At 59.9% G+C, this 19,670-nt stretch carries 16 protein-coding genes; 6 read left to right on the top strand and 10 right to left on the bottom strand.

The features are described from left to right. Positions 1–212: 212 nt before the first annotated feature. The 5 genes from ACKVY0_RS18165 to ACKVY0_RS18145 all read left to right on the top strand — a co-directional run bounded on the left by ACKVY0_RS18165 (position 213) and on the right by ACKVY0_RS18145 (position 6,687). A complete protein-coding gene (locus ACKVY0_RS18165) occupies positions 213–1,244 on the top strand; it encodes a rod shape-determining protein (RefSeq protein WP_409216248.1) in 1,032 nt (343 codons plus the stop codon). 80 nt (positions 1,245–1,324) lie between these two features. Continuing rightward, positions 1,325–2,170 (top strand): rod shape-determining protein MreC, encoded by an 846-nt coding sequence (gene mreC / locus ACKVY0_RS18160; RefSeq protein WP_409216247.1) that lies wholly within the window; start codon positions 1,325–1,327, stop codon positions 2,168–2,170. A 5-nt stretch (positions 2,171–2,175) separates the two neighbouring features. Then, positions 2,176–2,790: a hypothetical protein gene (locus ACKVY0_RS18155; RefSeq protein WP_409216246.1), complete on the top strand. Its 615-nt coding sequence runs from the start codon at positions 2,176–2,178 to the stop codon at positions 2,788–2,790. Continuing rightward, on the top strand, positions 2,780–5,065 hold the full coding sequence (gene mrdA / locus ACKVY0_RS18150) for a penicillin-binding protein 2 (protein WP_409216245.1): 2,286 nt from the start codon (positions 2,780–2,782) through the stop codon (positions 5,063–5,065). The genes ACKVY0_RS18155 and mrdA overlap by 11 nt, the downstream gene beginning before the upstream one ends. 35 nt (positions 5,066–5,100) lie before the next feature. Then, on the top strand, positions 5,101–6,687 hold the full coding sequence (locus ACKVY0_RS18145) for a ribonuclease E/G (protein WP_409216244.1): 1,587 nt from the start codon (positions 5,101–5,103) through the stop codon (positions 6,685–6,687). A gap of 98 nt (positions 6,688–6,785) precedes the next feature. On the opposite strand, the gene ACKVY0_RS18140 is transcribed toward ACKVY0_RS18145, so the two are convergent. The 7 genes from ACKVY0_RS18140 to bamA form a co-directional block, all read right to left on the bottom strand. Further along, entirely contained in the window at positions 6,786–8,741 is a 1,956-nt protein-coding gene (locus tag ACKVY0_RS18140) for a hypothetical protein (protein ID WP_409216243.1), read from the bottom strand. Between the two features lie 27 nt (positions 8,742–8,768). After that, a complete protein-coding gene (locus ACKVY0_RS18135) occupies positions 8,769–10,931 on the bottom strand; it encodes a tetratricopeptide repeat protein (protein ID WP_409216242.1) in 2,163 nt (720 codons plus the stop codon). 70 nt (positions 10,932–11,001) lie between these two features. Next, entirely contained in the window at positions 11,002–11,592 is a 591-nt protein-coding gene (locus tag ACKVY0_RS18130) for a methyltransferase domain-containing protein (RefSeq protein ID WP_409216241.1), read from the bottom strand. A gap of 3 nt (positions 11,593–11,595) precedes the next feature. Next, positions 11,596–12,822 (bottom strand): tryptophan synthase subunit beta, encoded by a 1,227-nt coding sequence (gene trpB / locus ACKVY0_RS18125; RefSeq protein ID WP_409216240.1) that lies wholly within the window; start codon positions 12,820–12,822, stop codon positions 11,596–11,598. 75 nt (positions 12,823–12,897) lie between these two features. Next, a complete protein-coding gene (lpxD, locus tag ACKVY0_RS18120; protein WP_409216239.1) occupies positions 12,898–13,950 on the bottom strand; it encodes a UDP-3-O-(3-hydroxymyristoyl)glucosamine N-acyltransferase in 1,053 nt (350 codons plus the stop codon). A gap of 86 nt (positions 13,951–14,036) precedes the next feature. Beyond that, positions 14,037–14,672: an OmpH family outer membrane protein gene (locus ACKVY0_RS18115; protein WP_409216238.1), complete on the bottom strand. Its 636-nt coding sequence runs from the start codon at positions 14,670–14,672 to the stop codon at positions 14,037–14,039. A gap of 60 nt (positions 14,673–14,732) precedes the next feature. Further along, positions 14,733–17,072 carry an outer membrane protein assembly factor BamA gene (gene bamA / locus ACKVY0_RS18110; protein WP_409216237.1) on the bottom strand — a complete coding sequence of 780 codons (2,340 nt, stop codon included), beginning with the start codon at positions 17,070–17,072 and terminating at the stop codon, positions 14,733–14,735. A 612-nt stretch (positions 17,073–17,684) separates the two neighbouring features. Between bamA and ACKVY0_RS18105 the strand changes: the two genes are divergently transcribed. Further along, complete coding sequence (locus ACKVY0_RS18105; RefSeq protein ID WP_409216236.1) at positions 17,685–18,296, top strand: Uma2 family endonuclease; 612 nt, start codon at positions 17,685–17,687, stop codon at positions 18,294–18,296. Between the two features lie 475 nt (positions 18,297–18,771). On the opposite strand, the gene ACKVY0_RS18100 is transcribed toward ACKVY0_RS18105, so the two are convergent. From ACKVY0_RS18100 to ACKVY0_RS18090, 3 genes are read right to left on the bottom strand one after another with little or no spacing between them, the layout of a single operon-like run. Further along, positions 18,772–19,074, bottom strand: coding sequence for a hypothetical protein (locus ACKVY0_RS18100; protein WP_409216235.1), 303 nt, complete (start codon positions 19,072–19,074; stop codon positions 18,772–18,774). A gap of 6 nt (positions 19,075–19,080) precedes the next feature. Next, positions 19,081–19,254 (bottom strand): hypothetical protein, encoded by a 174-nt coding sequence (locus ACKVY0_RS18095; RefSeq protein WP_409216234.1) that lies wholly within the window; start codon positions 19,252–19,254, stop codon positions 19,081–19,083. After that, complete coding sequence (locus tag ACKVY0_RS18090; RefSeq protein WP_409216233.1) at positions 19,251–19,490, bottom strand: UPF0175 family protein; 240 nt, start codon at positions 19,488–19,490, stop codon at positions 19,251–19,253. The genes ACKVY0_RS18095 and ACKVY0_RS18090 overlap by 4 nt, the downstream gene beginning before the upstream one ends. Between the last annotated feature and the right edge of the window lie 180 nt (positions 19,491–19,670).

Below are 19,670 nucleotides of genomic sequence, written 5' to 3'. Positions count from 1 at the left end.
AAGCCCGATTCCACCCAAAATGGGCCGAAAACACGATTCCAAGCTCCTTAGAAACTTCTCTTGACGCCCTTTCAGGCGGTTTTAGCTTTAATATGGGTTAGAATTTCGTGCGCGGCGTTGCTTTTCGTGATTCTCAAAAAAGTTAGAATTTCTTCGCCGTGCTTCTGAGTTTTGACGCCCATCTTTTTTAACACCTTTCCCTTTTATTCTCAATGCTTGGCAAATTTTTTGGATTCGTCGCCCAAGACATCGGTATCGATCTCGGCACGGCAAACACTCTCGTCTATGTTAAAGATCACGGCATCGTCCTCAGAGAACCCTCGGTGGTAGCGGTTAAAACCGGCACCAACGAAGTGGTGGCGGTGGGCGATGACGCGAAACGCATGCTCGGACGCACTCCGAGCGGCATCACAGCCATCCGCCCGCTTCGAGATGGTGTGATTGCCGATTTCCGCGTGACGGAGGCAATGCTGCGTCACTTCATCCGCAAGGTTCACAACAACCGCCGTGCCATGCGCGGACCGCGTGTGGTTATCGCCGTGCCATCCGGCATCACCGAAGTCGAAAAGCGTGCGGTGAAGGAGAGCGCGGAACAGGCAGGCGCGCGTGAAGTTTATCTCATTGAGGAACCGATGGCTGCGGCGATTGGCGTGGGGCTGCCGGTACAGGAAGCCGCAGGCAACATGATCGTGGATATTGGCGGCGGGACGACGGAAGTCGCGATCATCTCGCTCTCCGGCATTGTTTACAGCCGCAGCGTGCGCGTGGCGGGCGATGAGCTCGATGAAGCCATCATCAATTACATGAAACGTGCGTACAATCTCATGATCGGTGAGCGCACGGCGGAAGAAATCAAACTGCGCATTGGTTCTGCCTTCCCGTTGGGCAAAGAGACGACAATGGAAGTCAAAGGCCGCGATATGGTGGCCGGTTTGCCGAAGACGATCACGATCACGAGCCAGGAAGTGCGTGAGGCGATGCTGGAGCCGCTCAATGCGATCATCGACGCCGTGCGCACGACGCTGGAGCGCTGCCCGCCGGAACTTTCCGCCGATCTTGTGGACCGTGGCATCATGCTCGCCGGTGGTGGCGCGCTGCTGCGTGGTTTGGACAAACTGCTGCAGGAAGAAACTGCCCTACCGGTGCATGTGGCCGAAGATCCGCTCAGTGCTGTGGCGGAAGGCACTGGCCGTGTGCTCAGTGAACTGGAGTTCCTGCGCAAGGTGAGCACCACCGAAGTTTGATGTCCGATCCGCGTTGCGCCGCGTCTGCTTGAGGGTGTTTGCTGAAAAGCACCCCGACAGGACCGGTGGAAAGGCCAATCATGAAAAAGCTCAACATCCTCGCGCTCCTCATCTTCGTGGCAGGACTCGTGTCCGTGTTCACGTTCGACACGGCGACAACACGTCAGATCCAGGCACGCGTGATGAGCCTGCTGTCGCCGTTCATTCATTCCAGCGCGGCGATGGAGCAGGCGGCGGATGCCGCCGTGGCCCCGCAGATCAATCCCGCCGAGCTGAAGCGCGAGAATGACGATCAGCGGGTGCAACTGGAGCGCCTGCGCATCATCCAGCAGAAGTACAATCAGATCATCGAAGAGAACGCCAAACTGCGTCAGCTCATCGAGTTCAAGCAGGCTGCCCCGTTCAAGATGACGGCAGCCAAAGTGATCCGCCGTAGTTCCAGCACCTGGTGGAACAGTTTGATCATCGACAAAGGTTCGCTCGATGGCATCGGCACCGATAGTCCGGTGATCACCTCCGTCGGTCTGGTGGGGAAAACCTCCACGCTGGCACCGCACATGACAAAGGTGATTCTGCTGACCGACGAAATGTGTCGCGTCTCCGCGAAAGTCGAAGGCACGTTGGAGCAGGGCATTCTCGCCGGAGAGCGTGCGGCGCTGGAGGTGCGCCCTGAGTTGCACCTCCGTTTTCTCAGCCGCAATGCCAATATCAATGCCGGCGCAGGAGTGTATTCTTCCGGTGAAGGTGGCGTGTTTCCTGCCGATCTGCTGCTGGGCCGAGTGAAACGTTTTGAAAACCGAGAAATATCTGGAGAGGCCATTGTTGAGCCCGCCGTTGACTTTTCTACCCTCGATCATGTCTTTGTGATCGAGATGCAGGCCGCCGCACCGGAACCGACCCCGCAACCGACCAAAGGCAAGCCCTAGCCGTCATGCTGTTTCACCCGATCTCCATCATTCTGCTGCTGCTCACCTTCATGGTGCAGGAGTTCATCCCGGGGCTGGAGATCGCCCAGTTTGCCACGCTGTTTTTGCCAGCGGTGTTTTTCTTTAGCGCCTCGGTGGCGGCGCCCTTTGCGGTGATGCTGCTGCTCGCGTTCATCACTGGTTTCATCTGGGATGCGCGGCATTTACCGGGAGTGGTCGAAACGCTGGCGGGCGTGGAGGATGTTTTTGGCACCGGGGCGGATTCCGAACTCGGTGCCGGCAGTCATCCGCTGCCGTTTGGTCTCTCCATCGTTTTGTTCGCCATGCTTGGCACGTTGATGCAGGGCATCCGTCCGTTGTTCAAACGCGGCCGGCTGGAACTGCCGGTGCTCATGGTCGGCGTGGCCACTTTCCTGTGGCTGCTGTCGCAATATCTCATCATCACGTTCTTGCGCGGTTCCCTGCAGTTCCCGATGGGCGTCTGGTCGAAGATGATCACCGACACCCTTTTGGCAATGCTGGCCGCGCCGCTCATTTTCCTGCTGCTCTACTCGTTGGCACGCCTGTCGAGCTATGAAATCAAATACGAAGGCCTGAGGTACCGCTTCGATGGTCGTTAAATACCGCTTCCGTCTCTATCTGTTCACGCTCGCCATGCTGTGCGGGTTTGGCTTGCTCGTGTTCCGGCTATGGTCGCTGCAGATCGACCGCCGCGAGGAGTTCGCCAAGATGATCCCCGGTGCGCGGAAGGAGCGCGCCCGCATCCCTGGGCCGCGTGGCGAGATCAAGGACCGCAACGGCGTCGTCCTTGCCACGAACAAGGCCAGCTTCGAGGTGCGCATCAACCTCGCCGAAGTCGTCACGGAGTACAAGCGTGTCGCCAAGATCCTCAAGCTGGCCGTTCCGGAGGCGACCTTCGAAACCGTTGAAAAAGGCATCAAGCGTCGGAAGTCCGAACTCGACATCTACCAGATTTTTGAGGAGACCATCGCCGGCCGCATGCGCGAGATGGGCGTTCACAAAGATTATGCGGTGGATTCGTTGCGCGTGCATTACCGCAGCTTCGGCGGCGCAGTCCCGTGGGTTTATCGCGATGATCTCACCTTTGCCGAGTTCAGCCGCATCGCCGAGCATAATCTCGGCCTGCCAGGCGTCACTGTCGCCGAGCGTGCGTCACGCGTGTATCCGCTCAAAGCCATCGCCTGCCACATCCTCGGTTACGTGCGGTTGCCAGATGATCAGCGAGTTTCCGCCGAAGACCGCAAAGGCTGGGACTACTATGTGCCCGATGATTTCGGCGGTGCGGGCGTGGAGAAGAGTTTCGACAACTACCTGTGTGGCAAGCCTGGCGTGCGCGTCATGCAACGCGACCAGCGCGGCAGAATCGTCGGCGAGGTTGATGAAGAATACCAGGAGTCGCGCAAAGGCAACGATGTCCATCTCACCCTCGACGTCCGCATGCAGATCATCGCTGACAAGGCGTTGCGGGACGCGAAGATCGGGCGTGGTGCGGTGGTCGTGATTGATCCGGCCTCCGGCGAGGTGCTCGCGATGGTTTCTGTGCCATCCTTTGATCCGAACCAGTTCATCCCCAGCATCCAGCAGTCCGACTGGGATGCGCTGCTTGAAAACAAGACGGTGCCGCTGCTCAACCGTGCGGTGAAAGGCCATGCGCCCGGCTCCACCTTCAAAATTCCGATTTCCTTTGCCGGCTGCCTCGCCGGCATCCAGAAAACTCCGTTCAACTGCAGCGGCAGCGTCACCTATGGCAATACCGCCATGCAGTGCTGGATTCAGCGCCAGGGCGGCGGCTCCCACGGCACCCTGGGTCTCAGCGACGCGATCATGAAGTCCTGCAACTGCTTCTTCTACCGCTATGGCAACGCTGCCGGCATCGCCAACATCACCAAGGTCGGCAAGGTGCTTGGCGTGGGCGAAAGAACTGGCATTGAACTGGAGGACGAGGACTCCGGCATCCTGCCGAATCCCGACTGGCTCCGCGCACACCGCCCCGCCGAACGTTGGAGCGATGGCTACACGGCCAACACCTCGATCGGCCAGGGCATGGTGCTCGCCTCACCGCTGCAAATGGCCTCCGTCACCGCCACCGTCGCCAACGGTGGCAAAGCTTGGAATCCACACCTGCTCAAACGTGTGCTGGATGGCGATCAGGTCGTGCTCGATAACCCGCCCAGCCTGCGCGGCGACCTTTCCGCCAACGTGAAGGCCGATGAAATCGAAATCATTCGCAAAGGCATGTGGAAGGTTGTGAATGACCCCGGCGGCACCGGCAAGTCCGCACGCATCACCAATGTTGAGGTCGCGGGCAAGACCGGCACCGCGCAGAACTGGCGGCTCGACGAACGCCGCGTCAAACATGATGACAACCACACCTGGTTCATCAGCTTTGCTCCTTATGTAAATCCCAGATTCGCCTGTTGCGTTCTGATTCAGAATGGCAAATCGGGCGGCTCCTGTGCGGCGCCGCTCGCACGCCGTGTGCTGGAGCAATGCCTGGCACTCGACAACGGCTCCTACAATGTCGCCATCGAAGCGCTGCCGCCTGCTGTAGGTCATTTCAATCCTATCCTAGCCGTCCAATATGCTGACGCTGCGGTGCCAGTGGCCCCCGGCACAGATGAAGATGGCGACGTGGGCGCAGGTGCGTCCACGGTAGAACCGGCGGATGATGCGGCGCCGCGTGTGAACACGACGCCCAACATTAAACGGAAGGCCGATTCAGCGGGATCGGCGGGCAGCAGCTCCGGACAGAATGTACCCCAGGCCGTGCCAGTGCGCAGGGTCGGTATCTTCAACCGAAGTAGCTCCCAGGAAACCAAACCATCCGAACCCGCCCCCAGCGGCGGCGGATTTTTCCGCAAGCTCTTCCGCTGAGGAGCCGCACCACCATTTCAGGAAGATTTATCATCATGGCATTGACCTTCGTTCAAAGAATCAAAGAATTACTCACCGGCAAACGCGACATCAAAAGCGGCGTGCGCCTCGTCATTAACTGCGAGAAGCTGGAGAACCGCGTCGCACTTCTCGACAAAGGTGTCGTTGAAGAATACAACATCGAGCGTGTCGGCACGAACAGCCTCATCGGCAGCGTCTTCAAAGGCCGCATCCGCAACATCGAGCAGGGCCTCAAGGCCATGTTCATCGACATCGGTTTCGACAAAAACGCCTTCCTGCATTTCTGGGATGCGATTCCCGCCGCGCTGGATGCCGGTTTGGAAGAAATTAACCGCGGCGGCAGCAAAAAACGGAAGCGCATCGAAGCCAAGGATATCCCCACCCTCTATCCCATCGGCTCCGAAATCATGGTGCAGGTCACCAAAGGTCCCGTGGGCAACAAAGGCCCGCGTGTCACCACCAACATCTCCCTCGCCGGCCGTCTGCTCGTCTTGATGCCGCTCAACGACACCTGCGGCATTTCGCGCAAGATCGAAGACCCGAAAGAGCGTTCACGTCTCCGCAAGATCATCGAAAAAATCAGCCTGCCCGAAGGCATGGGCATCATTCTGCGCACCGAAGCCTCTGGCAAACGCGCCCGCCACATCGTGCGCGATTTGAACATCCTGCTCGACGAATGGGACGAGACCGTCGCCAAGCGCGATGGCCAGAACGCCCCCGTCTGCTGCTTCCAGGAGCCCGATCTCGTCGAGCGCACCGTGCGCGACTTCCTCACCGAAGACATCGACGAAGTCGCCTGTGATGATCTCGCCACCGTCGAGCGCATGCAGCGCATGGCCGCGCATATCTCCGGCCGTGCAAAGCGCCGCATCAATCACTACCAAGGCCAGGCCGCCATCTTCGAGCACTACGGCATCCAGAAGCAGATCGACAACGCCTTCTACCGCCAGGTGTGGATGCCCTGCGGCGGCTACATTGTCATCGACCAGACCGAGGCCCTCGTCTCCATCGACGTCAACACCGGCCGCAACAAGGGCCATAAGGATGTCGATAAACTCCTCCTCGAAACCAACCTCGAAGCCGCCGCCGAAGTCGCTCGCCAGCTCCGCCTCCGCAACATGGGCGGCCTCATCGTCGTCGATTTCATCGACATGAAGCACCGCCGCGACCAGCAGGCCGTGTACAAGCTCATGCTCGACCACCTCAAGCGTGACAAGGCCAAGACCCAGGTCCTGCCCATCTCCCAGTTCGGTCTCATGGAGATGACCCGCCAGCGCCTCAACGAAAGCCTCGGCACCACGCTCTACGAAGCCTGTCCGTATTGCAAAGGCCACGGCCAGGTCAAAACCCCGCTCACCATGAGCGTCGAGTTGCAGCGCCGCCTCGTCAGTGTTCTTGGCCGTGCCAAGGACGATCAAAAGAGCATCATCGTCGTCGTGCATCCCGAAGTCCTCGCCCGCCTCAAGACCGAGGATGGCGAGCACCTCGTCGATCTCGAACGCAAGTATCAGGCCCGCCTCACCTTCCGCAGCGATCCTGCCTTCCACCGCGAGCAGATCACGCTCGCCAATGCGACCACGGGCGAGGAAATTCGCCCCTGATCACCGGAGGATAGGACTCCGGCCTGTCAACGGATCGAGGCTCCCAGCCTTTTTCAGATCAAAGGCGAGACGCCTCGATCCACTGACAGCCTGGAAGGCTATCCTCCGCTGCCAGACACTGTCACCTCATCGAGATCGAAGCTCTCCTGCGCTCCTGCCGCGCTGGGGGCGATCACGACCTTGCCGATGTGCTGAATCGTATCCGGCCATGAGAAGCCGTTGGTGGAGCGTTTCCAGCCTGCGGCCAGCGCTTCCTCATCGCTCCAATCATAACGCAACGCAGCCTTCGCTTGTGCCCAGTTGCTGCCAAAGGTGGCGCTCGTCTCAAACTGCCATTGCGCGATGTCACGGGCGAACAGCTCGATCATCACACGCCCGCCCGCCTTCGCCGAACGTGCCTGGCAGGTGATCTCCGCACCCTTGCCGCCGATGATCTGCGTCCAGTCACCGGCAAGAGGTGATTCAACCGCAGTCACCGGCGAAAGCGCGATTGGCAGTGCTCTTCCGCTGCGTGAAACATGAATGTAACCGCCTTTGGCACCGCCATCGGCACGATGCTCGATTTGATCGACGCCCTTCCAGCCCTGTGCATTTGCATCGAACGAGATCGTCTTCGACGTGACCGGATGAATCGTGCGCCCCGCCGCCTTCAACGGGTTTCCCGGCTGCTTCGGCTCTTGTTGAATCAAATCGACACCGTTGAGCGCGTAAACCCGCGCATGGTTCAGTTGGATCTCCAAATGCACGTTCTTGCCGGTCACAGCACCGTGTTTCCACTTCAACTCAGCATCGGTCACATCACCGGTGATGGCTTCGGCTTCATCCAGCAGCGCATTCTGGTCGTCCAATGCCTTGATTTGAATGCTGCCACCAGTTGAGACATCGGCAGTAATGCTAACGGTGGCTGCCCGGAATGCGGTGGTGATGACAGTGGCAGGTTTGCTCATATCTTCAGGCTCATAAGCCGCAAAACCATCGGGCCGCAGCGTGGCGAGACATGGAAGACAGTGGCGCTTCCAGCCGGTGTGTGGGAAGTCATCGCCGCCGTAGAAAATCATGAGTTTGCCATCACGCAGGATCGGCGGGCCGGACATCGCGTAGATGCACTCGCTGTCATAGGCGCCCTTTGCACCACGCGGGATGAACGGCGTTCCCGGTGCCACACGCTGCCATTTGAGGCCGTCATGGCTCCATGCCAGCTCGCAATCCACCGTGCGGCCCTTGCCGACGTGATACATCATCACATAGCTCAAATAGAGGCTGCCATAGCGGAACACCGGCATGCAGTATGTCTGGCTGGCACGGCCTTCGTCGATGCCGGAGCGCAGCACGAGGCCGTTGTTCTTCCAGTGGATGAAGTCATCGCTCTCAAACCGTGCCACCAGCCGTTCGCCGAGATAGAGCTTCGTGAACCAGAGGTATTTGCCGCTGCGCTTGTCCCAGAACGCATTGTTGTGGGTGTCGCCGTTCTGTGCACCGAAGCCCTTGGCATTGATTGCCTCGCCCCAATGGATGCCGTCGGCGGAAAAGCGCACCTGCGGCTTTCCGAGACCGACATCGCTCACCATTTTGTAGCGGCGTGAGGCATCGGCATCATGCAGGTCTTTGAACACGCCCACGTTCGGGCAGTCACGCGCCACGATGTTGTTCGCTGTGCTGCTGGCGAACTGATGCAGGCCCAGTGCAGGCTTGTCCCACTTCACGCCGTCTTTGGAAGTCGCGTAGAGCAGATACCAGCCGACGTCATGCACCGTGCTGGGCCGGTCCATCTGCGCGATCACCTCCTTGTCGGCCAGCACGCACTTGTACCAGAGCTTGAACACCTGTTCCTGCTCGTCCCACACCACGTTGGGGTAGAGGTTGTTCATCGAGTTCTCCCACGGCCTGTCCGCTTGGAATAATGGATTGGCCGCATGCTTCTCCGGCGTGCCGAGCACCAGTTTTGCGTTCTCCACACGCTCGATCACGCGTGAGTCGAGCAGCAGGTGCTTCTGCGGTTGCGCAGCGGCGTTCGAGACTAAAACCAGCAGGGCAAGGGCGCGGATGGCGTTCATGTGCCGACATGAACGGCCCGGCGGAGCCTAGCGTTGCGAAACCTTGCCGCCTGCGAGCAGTTTTTCGAGGCTCGCGTCCGCTTTCACGCCTTTTTTGATCGCCTCATCATATTCGATGCGCGCCTTGTCCCACTGCGGCGGATCCCAGGTGACGTAGAGCACGGCCAGATTGAAGTGCGCCTCGCCGTAGGCGGGATCAATGGCGAGCGCGGTTTTGAATTCGCGTTCGGCACGTTCCATCAGGCTCAGCTTGGTGGCAATGATGCCGAGGTAGTGCCTGCCGCTGGCGTTGTCGGGACGTTTGGCGAGACTTTTCTCGAAGTAGGTCATCGCATCCTTCCAGCGCTCCTGCTTGAAGTAGGTGACGCCGAGCGTAAAGGCGGCGGGTTCGTTAGCAGGATCATAAGCCAGGGCTTTTTGCAGCGCGACTTCCGCCTCGGCATGCTTGTTGTCACGCTGGCGCGCCATGCCGAGACCGATGAGAGCGGAGACATTTTTGGGTTCGGTGCGCAGCGCGTCCTGATAGAGCGTTGCTGAGCCTTCAAAGTCCTTGTTCATGTAGGCTTCATTGGCCTGGTTAATGAGAGTGTCGGTGGCACCCGGCGCGGGCATGGGCTGCTTGATGCTGTCCGGCTTCGCGCTGGCGATGAGCGTGGCCTGCACGCCGTTGGGGCCTAGCAGTTCCTTGGCCACCGGGTCGGAGAAGAGTTTTTCTTCGTCAGGCGTCAGCGTCATGCGGGCGCTTTTCATTTCCTCGACTTGTTTGACGAGATCGTTGGAGGAGTTCTCCATCTTTTGCAGTTCGGTGATGACGAGATCCTTGGCGGCCTGCTGACGGCGCTGCTCGCGGAGCTGACGCATGATGATGGCGCGCAGCATTTCGTTTTCCTGCGTCAGTTCGGGTGTGGCGGCGACCTTGGCATCCATGCCGGACTGCATTTCCTTGAGCTGTTTGGTCAGCTCGGCCACCTGCGTCAGGTAGGCACCGCTTTCCTTGCGCAACTCGGCCAATTGGCCCTGCAAACCGGTGAGCTGGCCGCGCAGATCGGCGATCTCCTTGTCCTTGCGGGTGGCATCACTCTTCAGGGTCGCGACCTGTTTCTGCGCGTCGGTGAGTTCCTGCTTCAAGCGCTCGTTTTCGGCGATGAGGCGCTTCATTTCGGCGCTGCCGCTCTTTTTCTTCGCCTCCTCCAGCTCTGTCTGCAATCCCAGGCTGCGCGCGCTGGCGGCGTCGCGGCCCTTGACCGCGACATCGCGTTGTTTCACCGCGTCATCACGCTGCTGCATGGCGGTGTCGCGCTCCATCACGATCTGGTCGCGTTCCTTGAGGATTTTGTCACGCTCCTGCGTGACGGCGGTGATGCGAGCCGAAGCGGCGGCCAGTTTTTCCGAGGCATCCTTGGCGGCGGTCTCGGCGGCCATGAGGCGCTGGCCGTTTTTGCGCATCTCCAACTCCACGGCCAGCTTTTCTTCCATCAGCTTGTCGAGTTGCGCCCTTGCGACGCGGCCTTCCTCCACGTCTTTGCCCATGGCGAGGATGCCTTGCTCCATGGCGGCGGTTTTTTTTCCGAGTGCGTCGTTTTGTGCGCGCGCCGTGTTGATTTCGCCCGAGGCCCACTGATACCAGTTCTGCCATTTGCTGAGATCGACCTGCATCTGATTGTTTTGGTTGTTCAATTCGGCAATGCGCTGGCGATAGGCACGTTCAGCGGCCTCCAGTGCGCCGGCAAAGCTTGGCAGGCCGTCTTGTCCAAGCGGCACGGCGTTCGGCGCAGGTGCCAGCACGCCGGGCGTGGGCACATTGCCAGCGGGCATGGCGGGCGCAGGAGTCGGCGCTGGAGATGCCTCAACCGAGGGCATAGGAGCAAGCGAGTTCTGTTGGACCAGTCGTGCCTGGATGCGCGTGAGGGCGTCCTGAATCTTCTGCTGGCGGCTGGCGCGCATCTCCGGCTGCCAGGTCGGGTAATTGCGGGCGATGCTGTCCATGATCTCGCCGGCCTGCTTGAACTTGGTCTGCGCGAGCGAGAGATCACCGGCGGCCTCAATCTTGGCGGCCTCGTTGTTGAGCACGAAGCCGCGGAAGTACTGGTCTGCCACCTCGCTGCTCGCATCAATGGATTGAGCCTGCAACACCGGTGCGGCCAGGACGAACGCCGCCATGAGGGTGAGGACGGAAAGAAGACGATTCATGGAATTTTGGGGAAGGGGCGCTGAGCTTACCGCTTCACGGGGGGCTTGTAAATGGTCTTGGCGGTCCGTCTCAAGCCCGCCGCTGCCGCAAAACGGCCACCCAGCGGTCCACGGACTTGCCGGGGGCGTCTTTGAGCGCACGACTGGCCTTGTTGCGCCGATTGCTGACGACTTCCATGCCCAGCGCTTCCAAGGCGCGCAGTGCGAGCCGGTGCTCGACATCAAAGTAACTGGTGATCACCAGCATGCCGTCGGGCCGCAGTTTGGCGATGCCTTGGTCGAATATTTTCTTCCACAGCTCCGGTCCGTGCCAGAAGTTCTGGTGGCGCATGAAGACCATATTGAAGTCGTCGCCGAGTTCTTTGTGCTCGTCGATCTTGGTGGCGTCTTCGATCAAAAACTTCGCCGGAAGATGCGCGTGCGTCTCACGTGCTTGGCGAATTTCGCGAATGCGGATGTCGGCACCGATCATCTCGACATCACCGCCCTTGGTGAGTTCGGAGCCGACTTTGATCAGCGTTTCCGCCTCATCGCAGCGACCGCAGGCGAGATTGAGGATGCGCATGTCCTTCTGCTGCGCTGAGGCGAGATGCGGCGACAGCGAGTCATGCAGAAGCGTTTTGAGCTTCGCCAGGTCTTCGGCGATGGGCGTCGGCTGCATGCTTCAAAACTTCAATTCCTCGCCGAAGATCATGCGGGCGGCCTGGGCCACGTCTTTGTCGCCGCGGCCGGAGAGGTTGACGAGGATGATCTGGTCTTTGCGCATCGTGGGGGCCACTTTTTTGACTTCAGCGATGGCGTGGGAGCTTTCGAGGGCTGGGATGATGCCTTCGATCTGACTGAGTTCCTGGAAGGCGGCGAGGGCTTCGGAATCGGTGGCGTAATTGTAGGTGACGCGGCCTTGATCGTGCAGCCAGGCGTGCTCGGGGCCGATGGCGGCGTAGTCGAGGCCGGCGCTGACGCTGTGGGTGAGTTCGATTTGGCCGTCGGCATTGGCAAGGAGCCAGGTTTTGGTGCCTTGGAGGACACCGAGGCGGCCGCCTTGGAAGCGTGCGGCATGGCGTTCAGGGATGATGCCGTCGCCACCGGCTTCGACACCGGTCATGCGCACGTCTTTGTCGTTCAGAAAGGGATGAAAGAGACCGATGCTGTTGCTGCCACCGCCGACGCAGGCGACAAGGAGATCGGGCAGGCGTTCTTCGCGTTCCAGAATCTGTCGGCGTGCCTCGACACCGATGACGCGGTGGAAATCACGTACCATCATCGGGAAGGGATGAGATCCGAGAGCGGAGCCGAGGATGTAATGCGTGGTTTGCACGTTGGTGACCCAGTCACGCATGGCTTCGTTGACGGCTTCTTTGAGCGTGGCCTGGCCGGCGGTGACGGCGACGACTTTGGCTCCGAGGAAGCGCATGCGGGCGACATTGAGTGCCTGGCGCTCCATATCGACCTTGCCCATGTAGATGACGCATTCGCAGCCGAAGCGTGCGCAGACGGTGGCGGTGGCGACGCCATGCTGACCAGCGCCGGTCTCGGCGATGATGCGTTTTTTGCCGAGACGCTGGGCGAGGAGGATCTGGCCGAGGGCGTTGTTGATTTTGTGGGCACCGGTGTGCAGCAGGTCTTCGCGCTTGAGGTAAATTTTCGCGCCGCCGAGTGTTTCGGTCCAGCGCTCGGCCAAGTAGAGCGGCGTGGGGCGGCCGACGTATTCGTGGAGCAGGCGGTCGAGTTCTTTCTGAAAGGCGGGATCGGCTTTGGCTTTCTCGTAGTGGTCCGAAAGCTCGGTGAGGGCCGCCATGAGCGTTTCAGGCACGAACATGCCGCCGTACTGGCCGAAGTGGCCGTGGGAGTCGGGCATCACAGGAAGCGGGAGCAGGGAGGCGGCGGTCATGGGGCGGGCAAAGTAGAGCGAAGGCCGGAGGTTGGCAACGTCCGCGCATCATGCGTCAGGGTTTACGAGCGGAGATCAGCCCCGGGCTTCGAGTGCGGCGAGTTTTTTCTCCAGTTCGCGGACGCGGTCGATGAGATCGGGGATGCGGGCGGGGAGACTGAGCATTTTGCGGCCTTCCATAAGAGGGCGGGCAGGATAACCGGTGTAAGCCCCGGCTTCGGGAATGCTTTTGGTGACACCGCTTTTCGCGAAAAGCATGACTTTGTCGGCGATTTCAAGATGTCCGGCTACGCCGACCTGACCACCCATGGTGACGTAGTTGCCGAGGCGGGTGCTGCCGGAGATGCCAGTCTGCGAAACGATGATGCAGTGCTTGCCGATGATGCAGTTATGGCCGATTTGCACAAGGTTGTCGATCTTGGTGCCTTCGCCGATCCAAGTGCGGCCGAAGCGCGCGCGGTCGATGGTGGTGCAGGAGCCGATTTCGACATCGTCGTCGATTTGCACGATGCCGACCTGGTCGATCTTGATATGACGACCTTTGACCATCTCGTAACCGAAACCGTCGCTGCCGATGACGGAGCCGCTGTGGAGGATGACGCGGTTGCCGAGCACGCAGCGCTCCTTGATGACGACGTTGGCGTGCAGAGTGCAGTCCGTTCCCATGCTCACGCCACGGCCGACGAATACGCCGGAGTGAACGGTGGAGCCGTCGCCGATGGTGACGCCCGCCTCAATGACGACATGCGCCCCGATGCTGACTTTCTGCGGATCAAACACGGCGTCGCTGGCGACGGCGGCAGTGGGATGCACACCAGGCGCAAAGACGGCATCGGGCGGCAGGAAGTGCCGGATGACGAGGGAGAAGGCGAGCGTGGGATTTTTGACGCGGATGAGCGCTAGTCCGGGCTGCGCCTCCTGTGCGGCCAGATCATCCGGGACGAGGGCGGCGGTGGCGCGGGTGGTTTTGAGCGCGGGCAGGTAGCGAGCGTTGCCGAGGAAGGTCACTTCACCAGGGCGGGCGTCCCTGATGGAGTTCAGTCCGGTGATGCGGCTGTCGGCGGCACCTTCGGAGAGTTCGCCGCCGACGAGTTCGGTCAGTTGCTGCAGTGTGATGGAGTTGCTCATGGATGCAGGCTGACACATGGCGCTGAAAAGAAAAAAGACACGCCGCAATTGCTTACGGCGTGCCTGGAAAACTTTCGGGTGATTGATTACTTCTTGGGTTCCTCGGCTTTCGGGGCTGCCGTAGGCTCTGCCTTTTTTGGCTCAGCACCTGGAGGCGGGGCGTCCTTGTTGAGTTCGACAATGATCTGGTCGGTGAGGTCGTTGGCGGCACCTTCTTTGACGTGCAGGATGATCGGCACGGTGGAAAGGCTGACGCCGGTCTTGTCGAAGACGATGTCGAAGCTGTCGGCCTTGGAACGGTCACGCACGACGACGAGGATTTCTTCATAGAGACCTTTGCGGATCTGCATGTCCTCCTGCTTGAGCTGAGTCTGGCGGCGTTCAGCGAATTCCTGCATCTCCATTTCCATGGAACGAATCTCCTTCACCTTTTCACCGAGTTCGGCGGCGTATTTGTTGCGCTGCTCGGGTGTGATGATGGGATCCTGGGCGGTTTTTTGCAGCTTCATGGCCTCGGCGGAAAGGTTCTTGTACACCGTCTGGCGCTCCTGCATCTCCTGGGCGGCCTTTTCGTAGTTACCCTTGTACTTTTCAGCAGCGGACTTGGTTTTGTGGAACTCCTGGAAGACTTTGGACATGTCTATGACACCGATTTTGAGGTCGGCGGCCTGGAGGGTGGCAGTGGTGGCGAGGAGGAGGGCGATGAACGCGCTGCGAATCATAAGGGTGGGAGTTTGGAGGGGATTGGAAGGGCGGACAAACAAAATGTCCGGCACACGGCGCTAGAACTTGTAGCCCATGTTGAACTGGAAGCGGCCCGAGCCAGTGAACTGGTCCTTGGCCATTGGCACGGCGTAGTCCACGCGGATGGGGCCGACGGGCAGGAAAAGCCGCAGACCGATGCCGACATCGGAGAAGACATCACCGCCGACATCAAGGGTGCTGGCACCGACAGAGCCGATATCGCCGAAGAACACCACGCGCGGTGACTTATCGGAATTGGCGGTGATATGCACCGGAACGGAAAATTCACTGCTAGCATAGATGGAGGTGAGTCCGCCGAGCGCTTCACCCGTGGCATCCTTCGGGCCGGCCTGGCGGTAATTGAACCCACGCAGGTTGTTCGCGCCGCCGAGGAACAGCCGCTCGAAAATCGGCACGCGGCTGCCGCCCCAGTTCTCCACTGTGCGGAACATGCCTTCGAAGCTCAGGATGGTGTCTCCCGGCAGATTGAAATACTGCTGGCCGCCAAAATTCGCCCCATAGACCTGGACATCACCGCCTAGGCCGGACAGCAGCATGCCAGCCTCCAGCTTGTGGCCGCTGCGGGTGATGAAGACGCTGTCACGGGTGTCATTCACCCAGTTCAGGTCCACCTTGCTCTGAGTGTAAGTGCCGCCTTCCCGCGTGATCTGGGGCGAGGCGGTGGGATCTATGCCATCGATGCGGATCTGCTGAAGCGTGTAGGTTCCCTCGATGTAGGAGTGCTCGCTGAGGCGTTTGCGCAGCCCGGCGGAGACCCCGACATTGGTCTGATTAAACTTGTTCGAGAGATAATTCAGGTTGTGATAGAACGCCTCAACGGTGAGCGCCAATTCCCGGCCCATGAACCACGGTTCGGTCCAACTGACGGTGACATCTTTACGCAGTGCACCCGCGCGAATGTTGGCGTTGAAGCGCTGGCCACCGCCACGGAAGTCCTTCCAGTCGCGGATGTCGAAGTTCGTCTGCGTCACCTGGATGAAGCCGGTGATGCTGTCGATGGAGCTGAAGCCCGCGCCGAAGTTCACGGTGCCGGTGGACTGCTCCGCGACGTTGATGTCCACATCCTTGTACCCTGGCATGGTGGACGGGGTGTTGCGGACATCCACAGCACTGAAGTAGTTCAGGTTTTGCAGGCGGCTCTTGCCCGCCTCGATTTTCACCGTGTTGAGCTCCTCGCCGGGCGCGAAGGGCATTTCACGGCGGATGACCTCATCCTTGGTGACGGAGTTGCCGGAGATGTTGACCTTGTTGATGTAGGACTTGGTGCCCTCCGTGATGTGGTAGGCCACGGTCACCTGTCCGGGCGTTGACTCCAGAATGCTGGTCTCCACATGCGCGTCGGCGTAGCCACGCGAACCATAGTAGTCCTGGATCATTTTTTCATCAGCCTTCACAAAGCTGCCCTTGTACGGGAAGCCGCCCTCCTGCTGGATGCCCTTCATCAGTTCGTCCTGGGTGAACAGCGTGTTGCCCGAAAGGCTGACTCCAGACACGTCATACTTGGCGCCTTCATTGATCACATAGACCAGGTCCATCTCCTTGGCGGACACCGGTTCACGCCGCACTTCAGTGACCTTCGCGTACACATAGCCCTCGTCCTGGAACGCCTGTTCGATGATCTTGATGTCTTCCTGCATGTCCTGGCTGTTCATCTTGCCCTTTTTGCCCCAGAGGTTCCAAATTTGGTGCTCCTTGGACTTGATCTTGCCGCGCAGTACGCGCGCCTTGATGGCGGTGTTGCCTTCAAAGCGGATGTCATGGATGATGCCGCGTGCGCCTTCATCAATCTTGAACACCACGCTGGAGAAACCCTCGCGGACGGACGGCGTGATGTCGTAGCTGACGATCACATCCGCATAACCCTTCTTTTCATACAATTCCGAAATCTTGTGCTGTGCGGCGGACAGCTTGATGTCATCCACGGGATCGCCCACCTTGACGTCGATTTCCTTGCGCAGCTTGTCATTGTCAAAAGTGGTGTTGCCCAGAAAGCCGATTTCACCAATGCCACCACGTCCGGTGATCTCGACGATCACTCGCACGCCGCCAGCCACGTCCACGGCGCGGATGTCCAGGTTTTCCACCGCTCCGGTGCTGTAGAGTGCGCGAATGTCGCGCTCCACCGCTTCGCTCGTGAACGGCTGGCCCACGCGGGTGGACATCTGGCTGCGGATACGGTTCTCATCGAGCTTTACCGCACCTTTGAAGACGACTTGAACCTCCTGCACGATCTTTTTGACCATCGGCGCCGCCGGGATGACGGCCTGGGCCTGAACCTGTCCCGGGCTGGCGATCATGAGCGCGAAAGCTGCGGCAAAAAGTGCCAAGCGTGGATGAGTGGGGAGTCCGTGATTCATAGGCGAAGGGAGAAAAAAGGCGGGCAGAACTTGGGCAATCAAATGAGCACGCCAAGGCTGACGTACGGGAAGCCGCATTACTGCTTCCCCGCCGCTCCACGTCAAGGTGTAAGTTCTGGCTGAAACTGCCCTCATTCGCAGTCGTGAGAGTGCTGTTGGCAAGCTCTGCCTTCCACGATCTCCTTCATTACACAAAAAATTGGGATTTCGCCCCCCAACGATTAGAACAGCCGCCCCGGACTCAACCCCTGCCCCGCTCCCGCACCCGCGACTATCTCCAGCTTCATCTCGTCGTGTTTGCGTGGGGTCTGACCGCGATTTTGGGCAAGCTCATCGAGCTGACACCCGTCGATGTCGTGCGGTGGCGCACTGCGCTCGCTCGCTTCATGGGCATTCCCTCCTGCCGTCGCGACGCAGAATTCTCGCCATGCTCGGTGTCGGCGTCATTTTTGGCCTGCACTGGATTCTGTCCTTCTGGTCCGCCGACTGGCCACCGCTTCCGTCTGTCTCGCCACCATGCCCACGACCATGCTGTGTGCCACCCGACGCACAGCTACTGCCAGCACGGATTCCGTAATTGGCAAAACGCGAGTCCGTGCCTAAAATCCCCTCATGCCTGCTGTCCTCGACCCACCCCGCCGCAAGCGTCCTGCGGCACTGCCGCCGCTGGCGGCACCCCACGATCATCTGACGGTCGTGTGGGACACGACGTGGCCGTTCTACCTCCAACTCGATGCCAAACTGGAAGGCTCCAGCTCACGGGTCAGCTATTTGAAAGGAAGACTCGACCTCATGACGCTCTCGATCGACCACGAACGCATTAAGAACACGCTGCACGATCTCATTGTTTCACACTGTCAGGACGAGGAAGTCGAATACGCTTCACAAGGAGCTGCCACGCTGCGCATCCCGCGAGATCGCGGCAAGGAGCCGGATGACAGCTTTGTGTTCGGTGAGCTGAAGAAAACGCGGCCTGACATGGTGCTGGAAGTCGTCATCACCAGCGGCGCCATCGACAATCTGGAGTTCTATGCGCCGTTTCGCATCCCGGAGGTGTGGGTGTGGGAAAGCTCCGGTCTGAACGTCTTCATTCTCGATGGCGGCCGCTATCGGAAAGCGAAGAAGAGCAAGCTGCTGCCGAAGTTCAATGTCGCGCTGGCGGGATCACTGGCGACGTGTCAGAGCACCTCGCAGGCGGTGCGGGAGTTTCGGCAGGGACGGTGAAAGTAGTTTTGTTCCTGCGGAACAAATTCTGAACTCCAGTTGCACAGCAACTGGGCTACTATTGGAGAATCTCCGTCGGACACTCCGGCAGTGATGACAGGAATGCGCGGCCATAGGGCTTGGTGATGCGGCGTCCGCCGGAAGGATTCCACGGAAAGATTCCTCGCTTGCCACTGCTCCAGCCATTTCATATGACTGGCGCAGTATTTCCCGCCCTGACCGCGCAGGAGTGATCCCGCCGACCCCACACCCACCGGCTACCAGCACTCTCCCGATGGCGGTTTCAAGTGGATGCCACCGAGCGCCAAGCAGCTCCCCACGCTGCTGCCGCAGTATGAGGTCGAGTTAGTGGTGGAACTGCCCGGCAAGTGACCCCGGCAGCCCCGCCAAAGCTCCGCAGGAGACGCTGTCATCAGTCCTCGAACTGTCGGTGACGGTGGAGCGGTGAGGGACGCTGGAATTGACCGGATTGCACTCATTGCTGCTGGACCGACTGCCAAGCGGAGTCGATCACCGCCTGGGTGGTGCGGAAGTTGGTTTCGGTCTTGAGGTGTTCGATGGTGGCATGAAAGTCGAGCCAGTCACGCATGCCTGCCTCGGCGAGAATGTTCAAGGTTCCTGCGGTGATGAAACCGCGTGCCAGCGCGCAACGCCGCCCCTCTTGCTCATCGATCAGAATCAGCTCGGCCTGCAAGCGTTGCGCGAGAGTGATGGCGGCGGCTTCGCCTGCATCCAAGGCATCGCACAGGTCCAACGGTATTTCATCAACCTCGGACACAGTCAATCAGGAGGGCGGATGCTCAGCCCAGGTGCGCAATGCCAAGGGCGCGCGTGGATGGCGGCACTCTTGGATCACTGCCGTGGGACAATGCACGCCGCCAAACAGGCGCGGCAGCAGCTCCAAATGCCCCAGCACGGCGAGGTAGCGCAGCGGGGTGGTGTCGCTGACGACGATCATCGGCTCAGGAGAGCGCTCAGCTTGCGCCCGTCTTCGGCCACCTGTGCGGCAGTGGTGCCGGGCCAGGCTTCAAGGGCGGCAAGGAAGTCCTCTGTCTCCCAGCGCGAATCATGCCCCATCAACACCCGCACTTCAGACGCAGAGAGCATGCCCTGACGATAAGCCTCCACTGCAAAACCATCGAGCAGCACGCGTGGCAAAGCAGGCTGCACACGGTTGAGCGACGCGGCAAGCACGTCGGGAATGGTGAGGGTGGGTGCGTCGTAGAGTAGGCAGGAGAGCCGCAGCTCCCCTGCCCCTCATCAAACCGGACGGGCGGTTTTCCCGCATCCGGCTTTCCGAATCTTGTTCATCAGAGGCCATTATGTGCGCCTTGCCACTTTGAGCGGCAGTTGATAGAGCCGATAGCGCTTCAC

The organism is Prosthecobacter sp. (assembly GCF_046154365.1).
Lineage (GTDB): Bacteria > Verrucomicrobiota > Verrucomicrobiia > Verrucomicrobiales > Verrucomicrobiaceae > Prosthecobacter.
Note: the sequence above shows the minus strand (reverse complement) of the source record. Positions and strands in the feature narration are given on the sequence as shown.

Coding starts and splice junctions, on each gene's coding strand:
- ACKVY0_RS18130 (WP_409216241.1), bottom strand. CDS start 11,592: ATGCAGCCGACGCCCATCGCCGAAGACCTGGCGAAGCTCAAAACGCTT.
- mrdA (WP_409216245.1), top strand. CDS start 2,780: ATGGTCGTTAAATACCGCTTCCGTCTCTATCTGTTCACGCTCGCCATG.
- ACKVY0_RS18165 (WP_409216248.1), top strand. CDS start 213: ATGCTTGGCAAATTTTTTGGATTCGTCGCCCAAGACATCGGTATCGAT.
- bamA (WP_409216237.1), bottom strand. CDS start 17,072: ATGAATCACGGACTCCCCACTCATCCACGCTTGGCACTTTTTGCCGCA.
- lpxD (WP_409216239.1), bottom strand. CDS start 13,950: ATGAGCAACTCCATCACACTGCAGCAACTGACCGAACTCGTCGGCGGC.
- ACKVY0_RS18105 (WP_409216236.1), top strand. CDS start 17,685: ATGCCTGCTGTCCTCGACCCACCCCGCCGCAAGCGTCCTGCGGCACTG.
- ACKVY0_RS18095 (WP_409216234.1), bottom strand. CDS start 19,254: ATGATCGTCGTCAGCGACACCACCCCGCTGCGCTACCTCGCCGTGCTG.
- ACKVY0_RS18140 (WP_409216243.1), bottom strand. CDS start 8,741: ATGAACGCCATCCGCGCCCTTGCCCTGCTGGTTTTAGTCTCGAACGCC.
- mreC (WP_409216247.1), top strand. CDS start 1,325: ATGAAAAAGCTCAACATCCTCGCGCTCCTCATCTTCGTGGCAGGACTC.
- ACKVY0_RS18115 (WP_409216238.1), bottom strand. CDS start 14,672: ATGATTCGCAGCGCGTTCATCGCCCTCCTCCTCGCCACCACTGCCACC.
- ACKVY0_RS18155 (WP_409216246.1), top strand. CDS start 2,176: ATGCTGTTTCACCCGATCTCCATCATTCTGCTGCTGCTCACCTTCATG.
- ACKVY0_RS18135 (WP_409216242.1), bottom strand. CDS start 10,931: ATGAATCGTCTTCTTTCCGTCCTCACCCTCATGGCGGCGTTCGTCCTG.
- ACKVY0_RS18145 (WP_409216244.1), top strand. CDS start 5,101: ATGGCATTGACCTTCGTTCAAAGAATCAAAGAATTACTCACCGGCAAA.
- trpB (WP_409216240.1), bottom strand. CDS start 12,822: ATGACCGCCGCCTCCCTGCTCCCGCTTCCTGTGATGCCCGACTCCCAC.